Below are 17,471 nucleotides of genomic sequence, written 5' to 3'. Positions count from 1 at the left end.
CCATCGACACGGGCGCACTATGTGCCCTGTTTTTTGTCATGCTGCCTGCGGATTGAGCAGCCATTCCAGGATCCGGGGAAAGTGATCCTCCTGCGCCTGCGGGGCGGTCAGCATATTGATGTGGTCATAGTCAAGCCGGTTGCCATTATCACGCCCCAGGCGGGTGTGACGAGCAGCCGAGCCTATCTCGTCGCTGAAACGGCGCACATCGGTCGGATGGCCCAATACCTTGTCGGCTCTGGCAGAGATCATCCAGAGTGGCGGCCAGTTGACCCGTGCCGCCCCCTCGTCATAGGCAAAACCGTCGTGAGGATCCCGCCAGGGGCCACACTTGACCCAGGGGATGGTCTCCTGCAGATAGCGCAGCGGCTCGTCGTCAGCACCGATCTTCAGAGTACGAGCCGCCAGAAAACCACGGCGGCGAGCCAGCCAGGGGGCCAGCCGATTCCAGACCAGATCCACCTTCAGCCAGCGCTCGGGATTGTGCACCGACACACCGCGCTTGGTGCCAAAAAACAGCAGACTGGCCACCTGATCCGCCAGCTCGGGGAAGCGCACCAGGGTCGAGGCCATGATGACACCGCCCCAGGAGTGGGCCACCCAGTGCACCTTGAAGCCATGATGGCACTCGGCAATCCAGCGATGCAGGGCGGGCAAGTCCTCGGTGATTAGCTCGTGCTGGCCGTGCTCCGCCAGCTCGGCGATGGCCGGAGTGCTGAGCCCCCGTCCCCGCAAATCAGCCACATAGACCTGATAGCCGTGGCGGGCCAAAAAACAGGCCAGCCCCTTGCCCGATTCGGTGTAAAAGATGCGGCCGTTCTCGATGGCGCCGTGCACCATCAGGATCGGCTCGCCATGCACGGCGACCCGGGGTTTGATGTGGCGAACATGCAGTTGATGGGCGCCACAGGGGATAAACAGAGACTGCTGCAACAATTCCATTTTTATTGGTTTCCTCCTTGAAACACAGTCAGCGCTTGTCCCAGCGTTGTTCGCTGCAGGCCCGCGCCGCCAGCAGGCAGATCACCCCCTCCAGATCGTGATGATTGAGGGTGGCCGCAGCCTGCGCCCGCACCAGCGGCTTGGCATGAATAGCAACCCCAAGACCTGCCACGCCCATCATCTTGAGATCGTTAGCACCATCGCCGATGGCCACGGTCTGGGCGGCAGCAATGCCGTACTCCTGAGCAAGCTGCTGTAACACCTCGGCCTTGACGCTGGCATCAACGATGCGCCCGCTCACCTTGCCAGTCAGCTGACCCCCTTCCACCGCCAGCTCGTTGGCGAAGATAGCATCGAGCCCCAGCGCCTGCTGCAACTCGCCGGCAAAACGGGTAAAACCGCCGGAGGCGATGGCCACCTTCCAGCCAGCCTCTTTGAGGGTATCGACCATCAGTTGCAAGCCGGGCATCCACGGCATGTTGGCGGCCACCTCGTCGAGAATGGTGACCGGCGCTCCAGCCAGCAGGGCCACCCGGTTGCGCAGACTGTCGGAGAACTCCAGTTTGCCCTGCATGGCAGCAGCTGTTACCGCCGCCACCTGATCGCCGACCCCCGCCAGCCGCGCGATCTCGTCGATGCACTCGATACGGATCGCGGTGGAATCCATGTCCATCACCAACAGGCCGGGTTCGCTCAGGGTGGGTAGTGCCGGCAGGTGGCAGAGATCGATCTCCCACTCACCGCTCTTGAGCTCGGCCACCAACTCGGAAGAGAAGCGATCGCAGCCAAGCAGCAGCAGCGGCACCTCCGTCACCTCGGTGGGAGGATAGAGGGTGGCCACCAGCCCCTGCGCAGCCAACAGTGGTGACAGATGCGTCAGATGGGAGGCGCCCAGCCCCTTGCCAAACAGTACCAACCAGCCGCCCGCCTGCGGGGTCTCTGTCGGTTGCAACGCATCGGCGTTGAGCTGCCAACAGGGTGAGCCGGACAACAACGCAGGCCAATCGGATAACAGAGGGGGGAGCCGGGACAACAACATAAGAGATACGCCTTCCTTGGTGATCAGGGGGTTAACAATGCTGACCCAGAGTAGCGTATTGCTTTTTGCGCAGGCAAGCGCCAAGATCCGGCACTCATTGTCAGCATGAGGTCTCGCGCTTGCAGCGTCATCTTCCCATCAAACGTGTACTCAGTCTGGTAGCCGGCCTGCTGCTCGGCTGCTGGGTACTGGTTGTTCTCCTTCATATGCAGGGAGAGAGCCAGGCTGCGCTGCACACCGAAGCACGCAACCGCGCCCAGGCACTGGTCGCCTATGCTGCCCGCGACATGAAGCGCTGGCTCAAGGAGGAGAACAGCAGTGAGCTGGAACGGCTGGCGCGGGATCTGGCGACCGAGCCGGAGATCCTCGATGTCACACTCTATGATGGACGCGGCATTCCCCTCGCCCAGTCGGAACAGGCCGTACCGCTGGAGAGCCTGCTACCCATCGGTGACAATAACAAATCGATGCCGGAACAAGGCAAGGGGCGGATCCAGTTCGTACAGGAGGTCCTGGATGGCGATCAGACACTGGGCTACCTGCGCATCACCCTGGAAGAGCAGCAGATGCTGGCGGACAAGGACACCAGACTCAAAACGATTCAGGAGAAACAGCGGCTGATATTGCTGATTGCGCTGCTGGCAGGTCTGCTTATCTCCTATGGCATTCGTCGCAACTATATGCGAGTGCGCAAGCACAAAAAACGAAGTCCTCCACCCTCCCCGCCGCCAACCAACAATGATGCGGCGCAGTAAACGGATAAAGAAACGGCGACCAGAGGTCGCCGTTTTTGCATGGTTCCAGAGGCTGCGGGATTAGTTGTCGCCCAACAGGACGGAATCCAGCGCGATTTCGATCATATCGTTGAAGGTCAGCTGACGCTCTTCAGAGGTGGTCTGCTCACCGGTACGGATATGGTCGGAGACGGTGCAGATGGTCAGCGCCTTGGCACCGTACTCTGCGGCCACGCCGTAGATACCAGCGGCTTCCATCTCGACACCCAGGATGCCGTATTTTTCCATGACGTCGAACATGGAGGGGTCCGGGGTGTAGAACAGGTCGGCGGAGAAGATGTTACCGACGCGCACGGCAACGCCCTTGTTCTTGGCGGCCTGCACGGCATTGGCAACCAGGTCGAAGTCAGCGATGGCAGCGAAGTCGTGATCCTTGAAGCGCAGACGGTTTACTTTGGAGTCGGTGCAGGCACCCATACCGATCACCACGTCACGCAGTTTCACGTCTTCACGCACGGCACCACAGGAGCCCACACGGATCAGGGTCTTCACACCGTAATCGGTGATCAGCTCTTTTGCGTAGATGGAGCAGGAGGGGATACCCATGCCGTGGCCCATTACGGAGATACGACGGCCCTTGTAGGTACCGGTAAAGCCGAACATGTTGCGCACGTCGCAGATCTGCTCGACGTTCTCCAGGAAAGTTTCAGCGATGTACTTGGCGCGCAGGGGGTCGCCCGGCATCAGCACGGTATCAGCAAAGGCGCCATCTTTCGCATTGATATGAGGAGTTGCCATTCTCTTGATTCCTTCACACTAGGTTGAGTTTTATTGTTTTATAAATTGCCCGCCGCCGAAGTGGCGGGCGGGTAAATTACAGGAAGCTGGTACCGTACGCCAGTTTCGGCAGGCCGTGGTAAGCCGCGATGCTCTGGCCGATATCGGCAAAGGTCTCGCGACGACCGACAGAGCCAGCCTTGACCGGCTTGCCGAAGAACAGCACCGGAATGTATTCGCGGGTGTGGTCGGTACCACCCCAGGTCGGGTCGCAGCCGTGGTCGGCAGTCAGCACCACCACGTCGCCATCTTGCAGCAGCTCAAACAGCTCCGGCAGGCGGGAATCGAAATACTCCAGCGCACCGGCATAACCGGCAACATCACGGCGGTGGCCGTAGGAGGAGTCGAAGTCCACAAAGTTGGTGAAGACGATGGTGTTGTCACCGGCCGCTTTCACCTCTTCCAGCGTGCGATCCCACAGCTCGGTCAGACCGGTCCCTTTCACCTGCTTGGTGATGCCCTGCTGGGCATAGATGTCGGCGATCTTGCCGATGGAGACCACCTGACCACCCGCATCTTTCATGTAATCCAGCACGGTCGGCGCCGGCGGCAGCACTGAGTAGTCGTGACGGTTGCCGGTACGCTTGAAGTTGCCCTTGCCAGTGCCCACAAACGGACGCGCAATCACGCGGCCGATGTTGTAGGGCTCCAGCAGCTCGCGCACGATGTGGCACAGCTCATAGAGCTTCTCGAGGCCGTAGGTCTCTTCGTGGCAGGCAATCTGGAACACGGAGTCGGCAGAGGTGTAGAGGATCGGCTTGCCGGTCTTCATGTGCTCTTCGCCCAGATCGTCCAGCACCTGGGTACCAGAAGCGTGGCAGTTGCCCAGATAGCCCGGCAGACCAGCCTTCTCGACGATGGCGTCCAGCAGCTCCTGCGGGAAGCTGTTGTGGTGATCCTTGAAGTAGCCCCACTCGAACAGCACGGGCACGCCGGCGATCTCCCAGTGACCGGACGGGGTATCCTTGCCGGAGGAGAGCTCCTGAGCAAAGCCGTAGGCACCGACCACCTCGATATCTTTCTTCAGCCCTTCCGGGAAGTAGCCGGAGGCCTGCTCGCAGGCGTGGCCCAGACCCAGCTTGTTGAGGTTCGGCAGATTGAGGGCGCCACGGCCTTCAATTTCACCTGCCGCACACGCCTTGGCGATATGGCCAAGGGTGTTGGCGCCCACATCTCCGAACTTGTCGGCGTCGGCAGCAGCGCCAATACCGAAAGAGTCCATCATCAGAATAAAGGTACGTTTCATGGGTCTTCCCCTTGTTACAAATCGGCCAAGGTGATACGGCGGTACACTTCAGGCAGTGCTTCCGGCCGCTCGCCACCAATCCGAACAGCCGCCTGCACCATGCTGGCAGCCTGAGCATATTGCTCTTCAGTCTGAGCGTGGATCATCGCGATCGGCTTGTCAGCATCAACACTTTGACCCAGGCGGATAAAGTCGGTCAGACCGACCGCATAATCAAGTTTGTCACCGGCAGCGCGGCGACCACCGCCCATCGCCACCACGGCCAGACCCAGCTCGCGTGTATCCATGGCGGTCACGAAACCGCTGTTGGCCGCGAAGACCGGGCGCACGATGGCAGCCTTGGGCAGGTAAGCGTCATAACGCTCCATAAAATCGGCCGGGCCACCGAGACCAGTCACCATGCGACCGAAGATCTCGGCTGCCTTGCCGTTATCCAGCACCGCCTGCAGCTTGGTGCGGGCATCGCGCTCGTCGCTGGCAAGACCGGCGGAGATCAGCATCTCGGCGCACAGCGCCATGGTCACTTCGTGGATCCGCGGGTTGCGGTATTCACCTGTCAGGTAACGCACCGCTTCACGTACTTCCACCGCGTTACCGGCGCTGGAGGCCAGCACCTGGTTCATATCGGTCAAGAGCGCAGAGGTGCGGCAACCGGCACCGTTGGCCACGGCCACAATGCTCTTGGCCAGCTCTTCGGAGGCTTCGAAGGTTGGCATAAAGGCGCCGGAGCCCACTTTCACATCCATCACCAGCGCTTCGAGCCCGGAGGCGAGCTTCTTGGAGAGGATGGAGCCGGTGATCATGGCGATGGATTCGACGGTTGCAGTAATGTCACGTACTGCATAGATACGCTTGTCAGCGGGTGCAAGATCGCCGGTCTGGCCGATGATGGCCACGCCCGCCTCTTTCACCACTTTCAGGAAACGGTCGTTGTCGACCGAGGTCTGGTAGCCGGGAATGGCATCCAGCTTGTCGAGGGTACCGCCGGTATGGCCCAGACCACGACCGGAGATCATCGGCACGAAACCGCCACAGGCAGCGACCATCGGGCCAAGCATCAGAGAGACCACATCACCCACACCGCCGGTGGAGTGTTTGTCGACAATCGGGCCACCCAGATTGAGGTGATCCCAGGTTAGCACCATGCCGGAGTCGCGCATGGCGCAGGTCAGGGCGACCCGCTCATCCATGGTCATGTCTTTGAAGTAGACCGCCATCGCCAGTGCAGCGATCTGCCCCTCGCCGATGGTGTTATTGGTAATGCCCTGGACGAAGAATTGAATTTCTTGGGTACTGAGCGCTTCACCGTTGCGCTTCTTGCGAATAATTTCTTGAGGCAAAAACATCTTTCATTCCCTCCGCCATTGCTGGCGTTACACAAGCCTGAATCTTTGCCCGCACACCGCATGGTGGGGGCTAACAGGGCGGACAGCCGTCCGCCCTCTCATCAACCTATTAGTAACCGCTGGTGTTGGCTGGCTTGTCGCCATGCCCCAGAGTGGCCAGCAGACTGGCCAGCAGGCTGGATGCACCAAAGCGGAAGGTACGGGCGGATACCCAGTCGTTGCCGAGGATCTCTTCGGCCATGGCCAGGTACTGACCGGCCACGGCGGCATCTTTCACGCCACCAGCTGGCTTGAAGCCGACTTTCGGATTCTTGGCTTTGATCACTTCCATCATGATCCGCGCCGCTTCTGGGGTCGCATTGACCGGCACCTTGCCGGTGGAGGTCTTGATGAAGTCGGCACCGGCATCGATACAGATTTCGGAAGCGCGACGGATCAGCGCCTCTTCTTTCAGCTCGCCGGTTTCGATGATCACTTTCAGCAGCACGTTGGCACCGCAGGCCTCTTTACAGGCTTTGACCAGATCAAAACCGATCTGTTCATTACCGGCCATGAAGGCGCGATACGGGAACACCACGTCCACTTCATCAGCACCGTAGGCGACAGCGGCACGGGTTTCGGCCACGGCGATCTCGATGTCGTCGTTGCCGTGCGGGAAGTTGGTCACGGTCGCAATGCGTACGTCGGCAGCGCCGATCTCACGCAGTGTCTTGCGAGCGATAGGGATAAAACGGGGGTAGATGCAGACGGCGGCGGTCAGGCCAGCCGGTGACTTGGCCTTATGGCACAGGTCGATCACCTTCTGATCGGTGTCGTCATCGTTCAGGGTGGTCAGGTCCATCAGATTCAGGGCGCGCTGAGCGGCCACTTTCAGATCAGTCATTCTGTTCTCCAAAGTCTCGATTTAATCCAGATAACCGGGCACCACCATACCATCCAGCGATGGATGCACAGGCAGTAATCCCCAGCTATACGGGAATGGAATTACAGTGCGAAGGCACCGGCACTATCGGGATGCTATTCAAAACACCCTGCAGGCACTGCGACTGTAAATAAGGCAAGAGCCCTGTCACTTTCTTACAAAAGTGCGGACTTGGTTCCATGAAGACTTGAGAAAGGCCGACAACATCTGACCCGACTTCCCAATCAATTCCATTTGACCGCCAACACCCGATTTCATCGAGTATTAGTCATTGCCAGCACCCTGCTGGCAACGCCTATTTCAGCCGAGATACCCCCTGTTTGCAAGCCGGATTTGCCAATTTCAGAGGTACCTCACATCTGACAAATCCAGGTCTAAAAAAGCCTTACGAAAAGAAACGGGTCAGGATCCATGAGTAGGCCAATCCCCCCAGATAGACCCCGACGATCCCCATTACCCCGGATAAAACGGGAGGCGCCGGGATCGGCAATTTGAGGAAAGAAAACAACAAACCAACTATAAAGCCGGCCACCATCGCCAGTAGCACTTCATTCATATAACCTCCGATTTGACTCATTTTATTATTAGTTTAGATAGGAAAACGGTTGTCACCGCTCCATACGCGAACGCCACGGCAGATGCCGTGGCGTTCGTGTTTATACCCTGTCAGTCAGGCGGCGATTACATGCCGGACAGTGCCAGGAAGAAGCCTGCGATAGTGGCAGACATCAGGTTGGACAGAGAGCCAGCCAGTACGGCTTTCAGACCAAAGCGTGCAATGGTACCGCGGCGGTTCGGCGCCATGGACCCCAGACCACCCAGCAGGATGGCAACAGAGGAGAGGTTGGCAAAACCACACAGCGCGAAGGAGATGATCGCCTTGGTGTGATCGGACATGGCCACACCGTTGATCAGCACTTCGTCTTTCAGGTACGGAGCGAAGTTCAGGTAAGCCACGAACTCGTTCACTACCAGCTTCTGACCGATGAAGGAACCAGCAACCACTGCTTCATTCCAAGGCACACCGATCAGGAAGGCCAGCGGGGAGAAGATCCAGCCCAGCAGCAGTTCCAGAGAGAGTTGCGGATAACCGAACCAGCCACCCACACCGGAGAAGATGCCGTTGATCATGGCGATCAGACCGATGAAGGCCAGCAGCATGGCGCCGACGTTCAGGGCCAGTTGCATACCGGCAGAAGCGCCAGCAGCAGCAGCGTCAATGACGTTGGCAGGCTTGTCATCCAGCTCGGCATCGGCAGAGCTTTCGTCGTAGTTCGGGGTCTCGGTCTCGGGAACCAGCAGCTTGGCGAACAGCAGACCACCCGGTGCAGCCATGAAGGAGGCAGCAATCAGGTACTCCATCTTCACGCCCATGGAGGCGTAACCGGCCAGTACGGAACCGGCAACGGAAGCCAGACCACCACACATGACGGCGAACAGCTCGGAGTCAGTCATCTTGGAGATGTAGGGACGAACCACCAGCGGCGCTTCGGTCTGACCGACGAAGATGTTGGCAGTTGCAGAGAGGGATTCGGTGCGGGAAGTACCCAGTACTTTCTGCAGACCGCCGCCCAGCAACTTGATGACCATCTGCATGATGCCCAGGTAGTAGAGCACTGCAATCAGGGAGGAGAAGAAGATGATGACCGGCAGAACACGGAAGGCAAAGACAAAGCCGCCGCCACCGAACACTTCAAACATCTTGTTGCTGACCAGACCGCCAAACAGGAAGTCGATCCCGTTCTGGCCGTAGCTGATCACGCTGGATACCGCGTCGGACACGCCGACCAGGATATCGCGACCAACCGGAACATAGAGAACAAACGCCCCCAGACCGGCTTGAATTGCGAACGCACCGACAACGGTACGGACGTTGATTGCCTTGCGATTGCTGGAGAACAGCACCGCGATAAGGACGAGCGTCGCCATCCCTACCAGACCCATGAACAAATTCATTATTATCTTCCTCTAGTAGCACCTAGCTTGTTAGCGAGTTGTTATTAAACCCAACTAATCAAGGGGAGCGCATTATACTAATTAAAGTCCGATAAAATAGAATGCTGGTCACATTTTATCGTTATCAAAATGTCCAAGTGTCACAAAATTAGACAGCAAACGATTTTTACGCTCATTTTTTTTCCTGACAACTAAATCAGGTGTTGCGAATTTGTTTCATAGCTATTGGTCGTGATGGAAAATATGTCGGGCAGTTTCAAATAACACCTTGGCAACATCTGCCGATGGTTCATCCCGCAAGGTCATCAATATTTCCGCTATTTTCGGCAGCGCTTCCGGGGTATTCCGGGTGCCTTGCTCACCTTGTAAGGGCATATCGGGCGAATCGGTTTCCAGCACCAGAGCCTTGAGCGGCATGGCCCGAAATACCTCTCGCGTCTTGTTAGCCCGTTCAAAACTGATCACCCCGCCCACCCCGAGTCGAAAGCCCAGTTGCCAGAAAGCCTCCGCCTGCTGCAACGAACCGCTGAAAGCATGGATCACCCCGCCACGAGGCGGCTTGAAGCGGCGCAACAGCTTGGCCACAGTGTCATTGGCACGCACCGAGTGGATCATCAGGGGAAGCCCGACATCGGCAGCCAGCCGGATCTGAGCCTCAAACAGCGCAAGCTGCCCCTCCTGCGGCACGTGAGAACGGAGGTCCAGCCCACACTCGCCTATGGCCACCAGCCCGCCAGGCTGGCTCATTACCAGCATTCGCAGCCGATCCATCACCCCCTCCCGCTGTTCACCGGCATACCAGGGATGAACGCCCAGACCATAAAAGAGGCCGTCATGTTGCTCTGCCAGTGCCATCACACGAGTCCAGTTATCTTCTGCGATGGCAGGAATGATATACTCCGTCACCCCTAATGCCCGACAACGGGCCAGCAGCGCCTCCCTGTCCTGGTCGAACACCGGAAAGTCGAAATGGCAATGGGTATCTATCAGCTGCATATCACTCACACCTGTTTGCGGTATTTAATGGGTCATTGAACATGATGAACAACAGAAACAACGGCTTTACCCTGATTGAACTGGTGCTGGTGATCATAGTGCTGGGGATCCTGGCCGTCACCGCCCTGCCCCGCTTTATCAATATCAAGGATGATGCCCTGAAAAGCACGGTCTCGGCGACCGCAGGCAGCTTTGCCAGTGCAGTTCAGCTGGCTCATGCAGGCTGGGCTGTCAAAGTTCAGGGACAAGCGATCGCGCTCTACAATCTGAGCAGCTTTGGCGTGAAAAATATGGATATCAATATGTATGGCTGGCCTGTTGGTTCTGATGAAGACCAAGGTCAAAAAGGACTGGATGAAATGTATATAACAGGCCAGTCCGATTACATATCCGTTAGCAGCGGAGCTGATTGCCGCTTTCTGTTTGAAGACATGATGGATAGCGACTACAGCGTAGAAGCGGTAAATTTTGGCCCGGTGATTGATAGTAAAGCGGATTACTTAACTGATGTTGTCTCCACAGGAGCGATTGATGCGAATGGCGAAGAGCATCTTAACTGCCGCTATATCCTGCGCGACTCAATCAACCGCTTCCAGATCAACTCGGATTATCTAAACGGCCTCGGCTTCGACTACAACAGCGTTACCGGCGCCGTGACCCGCAATTTTGATTGAGCTCAGCCTCTTCTGCGCAAGCTCGCTCTTTGCTTGAATCATCATCATAACGAACCGGCGTGCAGCAGCGCCGGTTCTCCTGAGTGAGCCCCCACTCCTCGCACCATGCATCGTAACGGGCCAGCCAACGCAGCAATATCCCTTTCATCGTCACACCTCCGCCAACAGGTTCAGGTCAAAAACCATCCTAATCAGAGTTGGCAAGGGGAGCAAGTCATCCCCATAACCGCGATCGGGCGGAATAAAAAAGAGCCGGTCAGCATGGCTGACCGGCTCTTTTAACATTCCCCGAAGAGAGGTTACCCGATGAGCGACAGCTCATCAGCCTCACAGACTCTTCAGCTTCTCTTCCGGCAGGGCCAGCTCGTCGTTGTGGTTGACGCCGATACCGCGCTCCAGCACATGACGGGCGATGGCGTGCGCCTCTTCCAGCGAGTGCATGCTGTAGGTGCCGCACTGATACTCGTTCAGCTCGGGGATCTTGGTCTGATCCTGCACGGTCAGCACGTCGCTCATGGCAGCTTGCCAAGCGGCACCAACCCTGGCCTCGTCCGGCGCACCGATCAGGCTCATGTAGAAGCCGGTACGGCAACCCATGGGGGAGATATCGATGATCTCCACGCCGTTGCCATTCAGGTGATCACGCATAAATCCAGCGAACAGGTGCTCCAGCGTATGGATACCGCGCTCGGAAAGGATCTCCTGATTCGGTACGCAGAAACGCAGGTCGAACACAGTAATGGTGTCCTTGTTCGGGGTCTGCATGGTCTTGGCCACACGCACCGCTGGCGCTTCCATACGAGTGTGGTCAACAGTAAAACTATCCAATAACGGCATTTCTGACTCCTGATTTGGTTACCAGAACCAGCCCCCACGGGAGAGCTGATCCTTGCATTGACGGTACTGGGCGCCGTAGCGCTGGGCGCGAGCTTCCACCTTGCGAGAGGTCTTCATCAACCACCCCTTGCTTCGATAGCTGCCACGCCGGTAGCCACCCCACCCTTCGTGATAGTTGAGGTACTGGCCATAGGCATCCCACTTGGAGGTGCCATTGAGCCGCTGGGCCTTGTTAGTGTACCAACCCATAAAATCGATGGCGTCGGCAAAGTCATCGCGGTCACTCCAGCTGTTACCGGTTTCCCGCTGGTAATCCGCCCAAGTTTCATCTTTGACCTGAGCATAACCATAAGCCGAACTGGCCCGCCCGGTCGGGATGAAGAGGAAATACTGCATCGGCGGCTGGGCATCATGTACGTACGAGGACTCCTGATACATCATGGCCATCACCACATGAATCGGCGTCCCCCACTTCTCGTTCATCTTGAGCGCAGCCTTGTGCCACTCCGGCTTCTCGCGAAAGATCTGGCACAGATTTTCCGGCTGCGCCGGCGGGCGGGTACTGCACGCAGTGAGTACTGACAGCAAGCCTGCCACCGCCACGATGCGCTTTCGGGACATCAGAGCAGAACTTGTTTTGCTCTCCTGAACATAACGAGGCAAAAACGACATCAGATAGCGTCTTCGTTCTCTTCGCCGGTACGGATACGAATGACGCGCTCCACCTCGCAGACGAAGATCTTGCCGTCACCAATCTTGCCAGTGCGGGCGGTATTCTGGATCGCTTCCAGACAGGCATCGAGATCCTCGTCCTGTACCACCAGCTCCACTTTCACTTTGGGCAGAAAGTCGACCATATATTCGGCACCGCGATAGAGCTCGGTGTGACCCTTCTGGCGACCGAAGCCTTTGACTTCGGAGACGGTCATGCCGTTGATGCCGATCTCGGCCAGGGCTTCGCGCACATCGTCCAGCTTGAACGGTTTGATGATGGCTTCAATCTTCTTCATGGTGACTCCTTACCAGTTCTGTTTACCGAACCCGGAAGTAATGGGGTAACGGCGATCCTTACCAAAGTTGCGAGCCGTGATGCGGGGCCCGACCGCCGCCTGACGGCGCTTGTATTCGTTGAGATCCACCAGCCGGATCACCTTGCGCACCACCGCTTCCTCGAAGCCTTCTGCCACCATATCGGCGACCGAGGCATCCTCTTCCACATAACGCTTGAGGATCGCATCGAGGATGTCGTAGGGGGGCAGACTGTCCTGATCCACCTGATCCGGCGCCAGCTCCGCTGAAGGGGGGCGGTCGATGACCCGCTGCGGGATCACGTAATCGACCGAGTTGCGATATTCGCACAACTTGAACACCAGCGTCTTTGGCACATCTTTCAGCACGTCAAAACCGCCCGCCATGTCACCGTACAACGTGGCATAGCCGACCGCCATTTCGCTCTTGTTGCCGGTGGTCAGCACGATGCGACGACGCTTGTTGGAGAGCGCCATCAGCAGAACGCCGCGGCAGCGGGCCTGCAGGTTCTCTTCGGTGGTATCGCGGGCGGTGCCTTCAAACAACGGCGCCAGCTGGGTCATAAACCCTTCGAACATCGGCTCGATGGAGATGATGTTGAACTCCACCCCCATCCGCTCAGCCTGCTCCTTGGCATCCTCCACGCTCATCTGGGCGGTGTAGCGGAACGGCATCATCACTGCCTGCACCTTGTCGGCCCCGATGGCATCGGCCGCAATGGCCAGCGTCAGCGCCGAGTCGATGCCGCCAGATAGGCCCAGCACAGCGCCGTGGAAGCCGTTCTTGGTAACGTAGTCGCGCACTGCCAGCACCAGCGCCTGATAGGTCTCGGCCAACGGCTCGAGCGGCGCAGCGGGTTCCCGCTCCTTCACCGGCTGACCATCAGCAAAACGTACCAGCGCCAGCTCTTCGGCAAACGGGGCCAGCTTGTGGGTCAACTCACCCTGGCTGCTGAACACCTTGGAGCAGCCGTCGAAAATCAGCTCGTCCTGACCGCACACCTGATTGAGGTAGACCAGCGGCAGACCGGTCTGATCGCAGCGCTCGGCCATCAGCTCGCGGCGGATCCAAGGTTTTTCCTGATCATAGGGCGAGGCGTTGATGGTGAGCAGCAGTTCGGCCCCTGCCGCCTTGGCGGCCAGCGCCGGACCCGGCTGCCACAGATCTTCACAGATGAGCAGCCCCAGCTGGTGACCCCGGAACGGCACCACGCAGGTCTCGCTTGCAGCGGTAAAGTAGCGCTTCTCATCAAACACGCCGTAGTTGGGCAAATCCTGCTTGAAGTAACGGGCAATCAGCTGGCCCTGCTCATAGAGGGAAGCCGCGTTGTAGAGCGCCTCTCCTTCACGCCAAGGGTGACCCACCAAAATGGCACAGTTGCCCTGCCATTCGGCAACACGAGCCAACGCGGCTTCGACCCGCATCATCAGGTCGGCGCGCAGCAGCAGATCTTCCGGTGGATAGCCGGTCAGAGCCAGCTCGGAACAGACCAGCAGATCGGCACCTTGCTGTTCGGCCTGAGCCGCCGCAGCGAGCACTTTGTCAGTGTTATCTTCGATGGCGCCTACCGTCAGATTCAACTGGGCAAGCATCAGAGAGAGGGCTTTTGCCATGGCGATGCATCTTGTATTCGAAAATGATGGGGAATGATAAAGAAAAGGCGCTGGCTGTGCCAGCGCCCCGGATTCAAGGGGTACAACTTAGATTGGCCGCATTGGTTACACCATTATCCACCAGCAGGGCACAAGGACCACTAATCACCTGACCGTTGGCGGGTGGCGTCATGGCGATGCTGAGGGAAGCTGGTTTCAACAAGTAAGTTTTATTTCCCTGTGCACTGTAGGAGAAGTTCACCACCAAGCTACTATTTTGCGCTGCCGTACAGACATAGGTAGCCGGCTGGTTGTTAGCCTGGGGTTTATCAATACGGCAAGTAGCCCCCGTAGTTGTGGTACTGACATTCAAGCCACCGAAGGTATTTTTGCTGCAAGATACTGGCGCAGTATTGTTGCCATTCCCCTGCTCAAGACACTCGATCCGTCCCGATACCGTGAGAGTTGGCACAGTCTGGGAGCTGGTATCGATCGAGATAGGCATGGTGGCGACCTTGGCCTCACTTCGATCTACCGGTGAGATAAGTGAAGCTGTGATCCCCGAGTTACCTTGGTAGGCCGTCACCTTGATCGATGCACTTTGCAACACGTTGGATGCATCCTTGGTGCTCTTCTTGGCGGACAAATAACCACGGCTGTAGCTACCAAAATAATAGCTGCCAAGATCAACGACTGTCTTGACAGGCTCGTTGGTCACACCGACATAGTCAGAGGCACTGCCAGTCAACTGGCCACTCAATGGCACCAAGCTCCACTCCGCCAGCATGGTCAGATTGATATCCTGAAACGGAACCTTGGCCAACAGATCCTGAGAGGTCAGATCGAGCTTCGAGAGACTGTCCGGCGAGAGCAGATCCACGTAGATACCTCTAGCAATCAACTGGGCGGTCCCCGTATTCATGGTGATCTTGGTGCTGGTATCTCCCCCTGTCGCAGCATTGGCAGGCAACCAATCCGCAAATTCGGTGATCGTCGGCGGCGTGGCCGTGGGGTTTGCGGTCCAGTTGAGGGTGTTTTTCTGCCAGGTGATGTAGGTAGTAACTACGTACTTGATGTAGTTCTGATAGCTGGTCTGGTTTGCGGGCTTGGCAAGAAAATCAGCGCTGGTCACGACAACTTTGATCAGGTTCCAGTCAGGCAGCGGGCGATAGTAACCATCAAGTCTGACAAAGCGGCAGGCATCCACATAATCGCCACTATTGACCGATGAGAGGCCACTGTTGTAACGCAGTCGACTGGTATTGAGTGGAGCGTAAAACTGTTCGAAACTGCTGCCGCTGCCATCGAAATGATCCTTGCAGCAACTGGTGCAGAGACTCGGCTGATCTCTGACACTGCTGTTGAGTACCCCGGTCTGCTTGGTAACCTGGGAGCCCACATTCCAGTACAACAGGTTGCTGCTGGTCAAAATGGCCTTACCGGGCAGGTAGGCATTGACACTCGAGCCATAACTGCAGGAACAGGAGACCGATGCCAGATCCTGCAGCACCTGTTGAGTATTGCCACCATTGTCTGGCTTATAGGTAACAGTCTCGAATTGCACCAGTTTGCCAACAGAACCATCCTTGGAGGTCACGGTGGGCAATGGCTTGCTGGTCTCTTGCTTGCGCCCTTCCTGGTCAATCTGGATGGAAATGACATCGGGCGCGACCCCGGGGGTATAAACCACATGGGGCGGTTCACGACTGGTATCCAACCCCCCGTTAAACTGATTCTGGGTTAATGACTCAACAGGCGATACCGCACCGGAAAGCAACAAGGAATGGGACTGCCCGACGCTGTCGCTCCAACTGACAGTGACATTGACCACCTTTCGGCCAGAATAGGCATGCAAATAACCCGCCGGGATAGCCGTTTGCCAGCCAGAACCATTCCAGTACTGATTGCTGACGGTCCAACTAAGGGCATAAGTCCCACCGCCATCAGGAGGTGTCGCCGAACTGGAACCTGCCGCGATACTGTTATAAGCAGTAAGCGGTGAAACCGCGCTTACCACTCCATTGAAGGTACGAAACGCATCCAGTTTTGACTCCGCCAGACGCATGGCTACCTCATAACGGCGGCTATCCTGGGAGGTATTGAGCAACGAACGAGACATAGCCACCAATCCTGCGACCCCCACTCCCAGCAGAACCAGAGTGATCAAAATCTCTAACAGCCCAAATCCCTTGTGCGGTTTCATACATGCTCCTACCAGTCGCGCCAACTACCAGGCACCAGATTGATGCTCTGAAACGCAGCCCCATTTTCGATATTGCTCAACACCGCCTGATCATACTTGGCATCAAAGGTACCGTTAGCCGTTTTGCCCAGTTGATAGTTGGCCACCACGGCACCGTTGACGATAGCCCCCCCCTTCAAGCTGATATCAGTAGTCGCCGTAGCAGGCGTGGATGAATAGGCAAACACCAGCCCATAGAGGGTAGCGCTCCCATTGACCATCAGATTGCCATTGCGAACGATGAGTACCACGGGCGCAGCAACCGAGCCGATAGACCCACCCGGTTTGCAGTCTCCATCGACGATAATAAGGCCGCTTGAGGCGGTCGAGAGCGAGTCGCAATTATTCAACCGTTGTACTGCTCGTGACTCCAGATTGGCCCACCCCGTAGCGTCATCATTCTCGTTAAACAGATACCAGACCAGGTCTGTGGGGAATGCCGTATCATTATCTTTGATGTCCGACTGCTTATCACCCTTCTGGCTAATGTAGGTACTGCACCCGCCGCTGTAGTCTCCCTGGTGGCAAGTCTGACCAGAACCATTGGTCAAATCCACATTGCCATTCGTCCAGACAGATAACGGAACCCCTGGCCCCCCACCGTTAGGGTTGGCCACCACAGTGAAGTTGCCGGATACTGCCATACCACCGGCAACTGTCAGGGGGGCTGCGGGAGTGCCGGCCAACACGCTTATCTTGATGGCCTTCACCTCAACCTCTGCATTGGCGGTACTGTCCACCAGGGTTGCCATAGTGCGCACTTTAACCGGAACTACGTTCGCCCCACCGACAATCACGGTCGGTTCATCCAGAGCCCACAGAGTATAATTGCCAGCCGAAACAGTGATAGATATACCGCTACTGGGGGTGCGCCAAGCTGCATCCTGCGCAAGCCGTCCGACCCCATCCGAGAGACCCAGCTCGGCCAGTGCCAACGCCTGCCGGTACTGTACTTCATTAAGACTGACACGACGGTCAGCAACCATCAGCTTGCCCACCAGCAAAGAGATGCCAAGCAGGATCACAATAAGCAGCAGCGTAATAGTGAATGTGGTAAAGCCAAGATAACGTTTCATGGC

The 17,471-nt window shown here is 57.3% G+C and carries 17 protein-coding genes; 2 read left to right on the top strand and 15 right to left on the bottom strand.

Translation table 11 applies throughout. The features are described 5' to 3' along the window. Positions 1-36: 36 nt before the first annotated feature. Positions 37-942 carry an alpha/beta fold hydrolase gene (locus tag G5221_RS09890; RefSeq protein WP_266134759.1) on the bottom strand — a complete coding sequence of 302 codons (906 nt, stop codon included), beginning with the start codon at positions 940-942 and terminating at the stop codon, positions 37-39. 28 nt (positions 943-970) lie between these two features. Beyond that, complete coding sequence (gene serB / locus G5221_RS09885) at positions 971-1,981, bottom strand: phosphoserine phosphatase SerB (RefSeq protein ID WP_266134758.1); 1,011 nt, start codon at positions 1,979-1,981, stop codon at positions 971-973. Positions 1,982-2,100: 119 nt separating this feature from the next. On the opposite strand from serB, the gene G5221_RS09880 reads away from it, so the two are divergent. Beyond that, positions 2,101-2,736 carry an AhpA/YtjB family protein gene (locus tag G5221_RS09880; RefSeq protein WP_266134757.1) on the top strand — a complete coding sequence of 212 codons (636 nt, stop codon included), beginning with the start codon at positions 2,101-2,103 and terminating at the stop codon, positions 2,734-2,736. Between the two features lie 60 nt (positions 2,737-2,796). Here G5221_RS09880 and deoD read toward each other — a convergent pair whose 3' ends face one another. The 7 genes from deoD to G5221_RS09845 all read right to left on the bottom strand — a co-directional run bounded on the left by deoD (position 2,797) and on the right by G5221_RS09845 (position 10,018). Further along, entirely contained in the window at positions 2,797-3,513 is a 717-nt protein-coding gene (gene deoD / locus G5221_RS09875) for a purine-nucleoside phosphorylase (protein ID WP_040096807.1), read from the bottom strand. 76 nt (positions 3,514-3,589) lie between these two features. Then, positions 3,590-4,798, bottom strand: coding sequence for a phosphopentomutase (locus G5221_RS09870; protein ID WP_021230981.1), 1,209 nt, complete (start codon positions 4,796-4,798; stop codon positions 3,590-3,592). Positions 4,799-4,812: 14 nt separating this feature from the next. Then, positions 4,813-6,144 (bottom strand): thymidine phosphorylase, encoded by a 1,332-nt coding sequence (gene deoA / locus G5221_RS09865; RefSeq protein ID WP_005358033.1) that lies wholly within the window; start codon positions 6,142-6,144, stop codon positions 4,813-4,815. Positions 6,145-6,253: 109 nt separating this feature from the next. Further along, entirely contained in the window at positions 6,254-7,027 is a 774-nt protein-coding gene (deoC, locus tag G5221_RS09860) for a deoxyribose-phosphate aldolase (protein WP_005340468.1), read from the bottom strand. Between the two features lie 424 nt (positions 7,028-7,451). Next, complete coding sequence (locus G5221_RS09855) at positions 7,452-7,622, bottom strand: XapX domain-containing protein (protein WP_005340467.1); 171 nt, start codon at positions 7,620-7,622, stop codon at positions 7,452-7,454. 125 nt (positions 7,623-7,747) lie between these two features. Further along, a complete protein-coding gene (locus tag G5221_RS09850; protein ID WP_019445565.1) occupies positions 7,748-9,022 on the bottom strand; it encodes a NupC/NupG family nucleoside CNT transporter in 1,275 nt (424 codons plus the stop codon). 222 nt (positions 9,023-9,244) lie between these two features. Beyond that, complete coding sequence (locus G5221_RS09845; RefSeq protein ID WP_421263174.1) at positions 9,245-10,018, bottom strand: TatD family hydrolase; 774 nt, start codon at positions 10,016-10,018, stop codon at positions 9,245-9,247. A 41-nt stretch (positions 10,019-10,059) separates the two neighbouring features. On the opposite strand from G5221_RS09845, the gene G5221_RS09840 reads away from it, so the two are divergent. Continuing rightward, positions 10,060-10,692, top strand: coding sequence for a type II secretion system protein (locus tag G5221_RS09840; RefSeq protein WP_266134755.1), 633 nt, complete (start codon positions 10,060-10,062; stop codon positions 10,690-10,692). Positions 10,693-11,019: 327 nt separating this feature from the next. Here G5221_RS09840 and luxS read toward each other — a convergent pair whose 3' ends face one another. From luxS to G5221_RS09810, 6 genes are all read right to left on the bottom strand, one after another. Then, on the bottom strand, positions 11,020-11,529 hold the full coding sequence (gene luxS / locus G5221_RS09835) for an S-ribosylhomocysteine lyase (RefSeq protein ID WP_266134754.1): 510 nt from the start codon (positions 11,527-11,529) through the stop codon (positions 11,020-11,022). Between the two features lie 18 nt (positions 11,530-11,547). After that, complete coding sequence (locus tag G5221_RS09830; RefSeq protein WP_216980094.1) at positions 11,548-12,150, bottom strand: hypothetical protein; 603 nt, start codon at positions 12,148-12,150, stop codon at positions 11,548-11,550. A 50-nt stretch (positions 12,151-12,200) separates the two neighbouring features. Continuing rightward, complete coding sequence (glnB, locus tag G5221_RS09825) at positions 12,201-12,539, bottom strand: nitrogen regulatory protein P-II (protein WP_005308848.1); 339 nt, start codon at positions 12,537-12,539, stop codon at positions 12,201-12,203. A 9-nt stretch (positions 12,540-12,548) separates the two neighbouring features. Next, entirely contained in the window at positions 12,549-14,171 is a 1,623-nt protein-coding gene (locus G5221_RS09820) for an NAD+ synthase (protein ID WP_421263173.1), read from the bottom strand. 73 nt (positions 14,172-14,244) lie between these two features. Beyond that, positions 14,245-16,353: a type IV pilus modification PilV family protein gene (locus G5221_RS09815; protein ID WP_216952862.1), complete on the bottom strand. Its 2,109-nt coding sequence runs from the start codon at positions 16,351-16,353 to the stop codon at positions 14,245-14,247. Positions 16,354-16,361: 8 nt separating this feature from the next. Continuing rightward, positions 16,362-17,468: a PilX N-terminal domain-containing pilus assembly protein gene (locus tag G5221_RS09810; protein WP_216952861.1), complete on the bottom strand. Its 1,107-nt coding sequence runs from the start codon at positions 17,466-17,468 to the stop codon at positions 16,362-16,364. Between the last annotated feature and the right edge of the window lie 3 nt (positions 17,469-17,471).

The organism is Aeromonas sp. 602200 (assembly GCF_049173895.1).
GTDB classification, from domain to species: Bacteria; Pseudomonadota; Gammaproteobacteria; order Enterobacterales; family Aeromonadaceae; genus Aeromonas; species Aeromonas veronii_A.
This window is presented reverse-complemented; position numbering and strand designations above follow the sequence as displayed.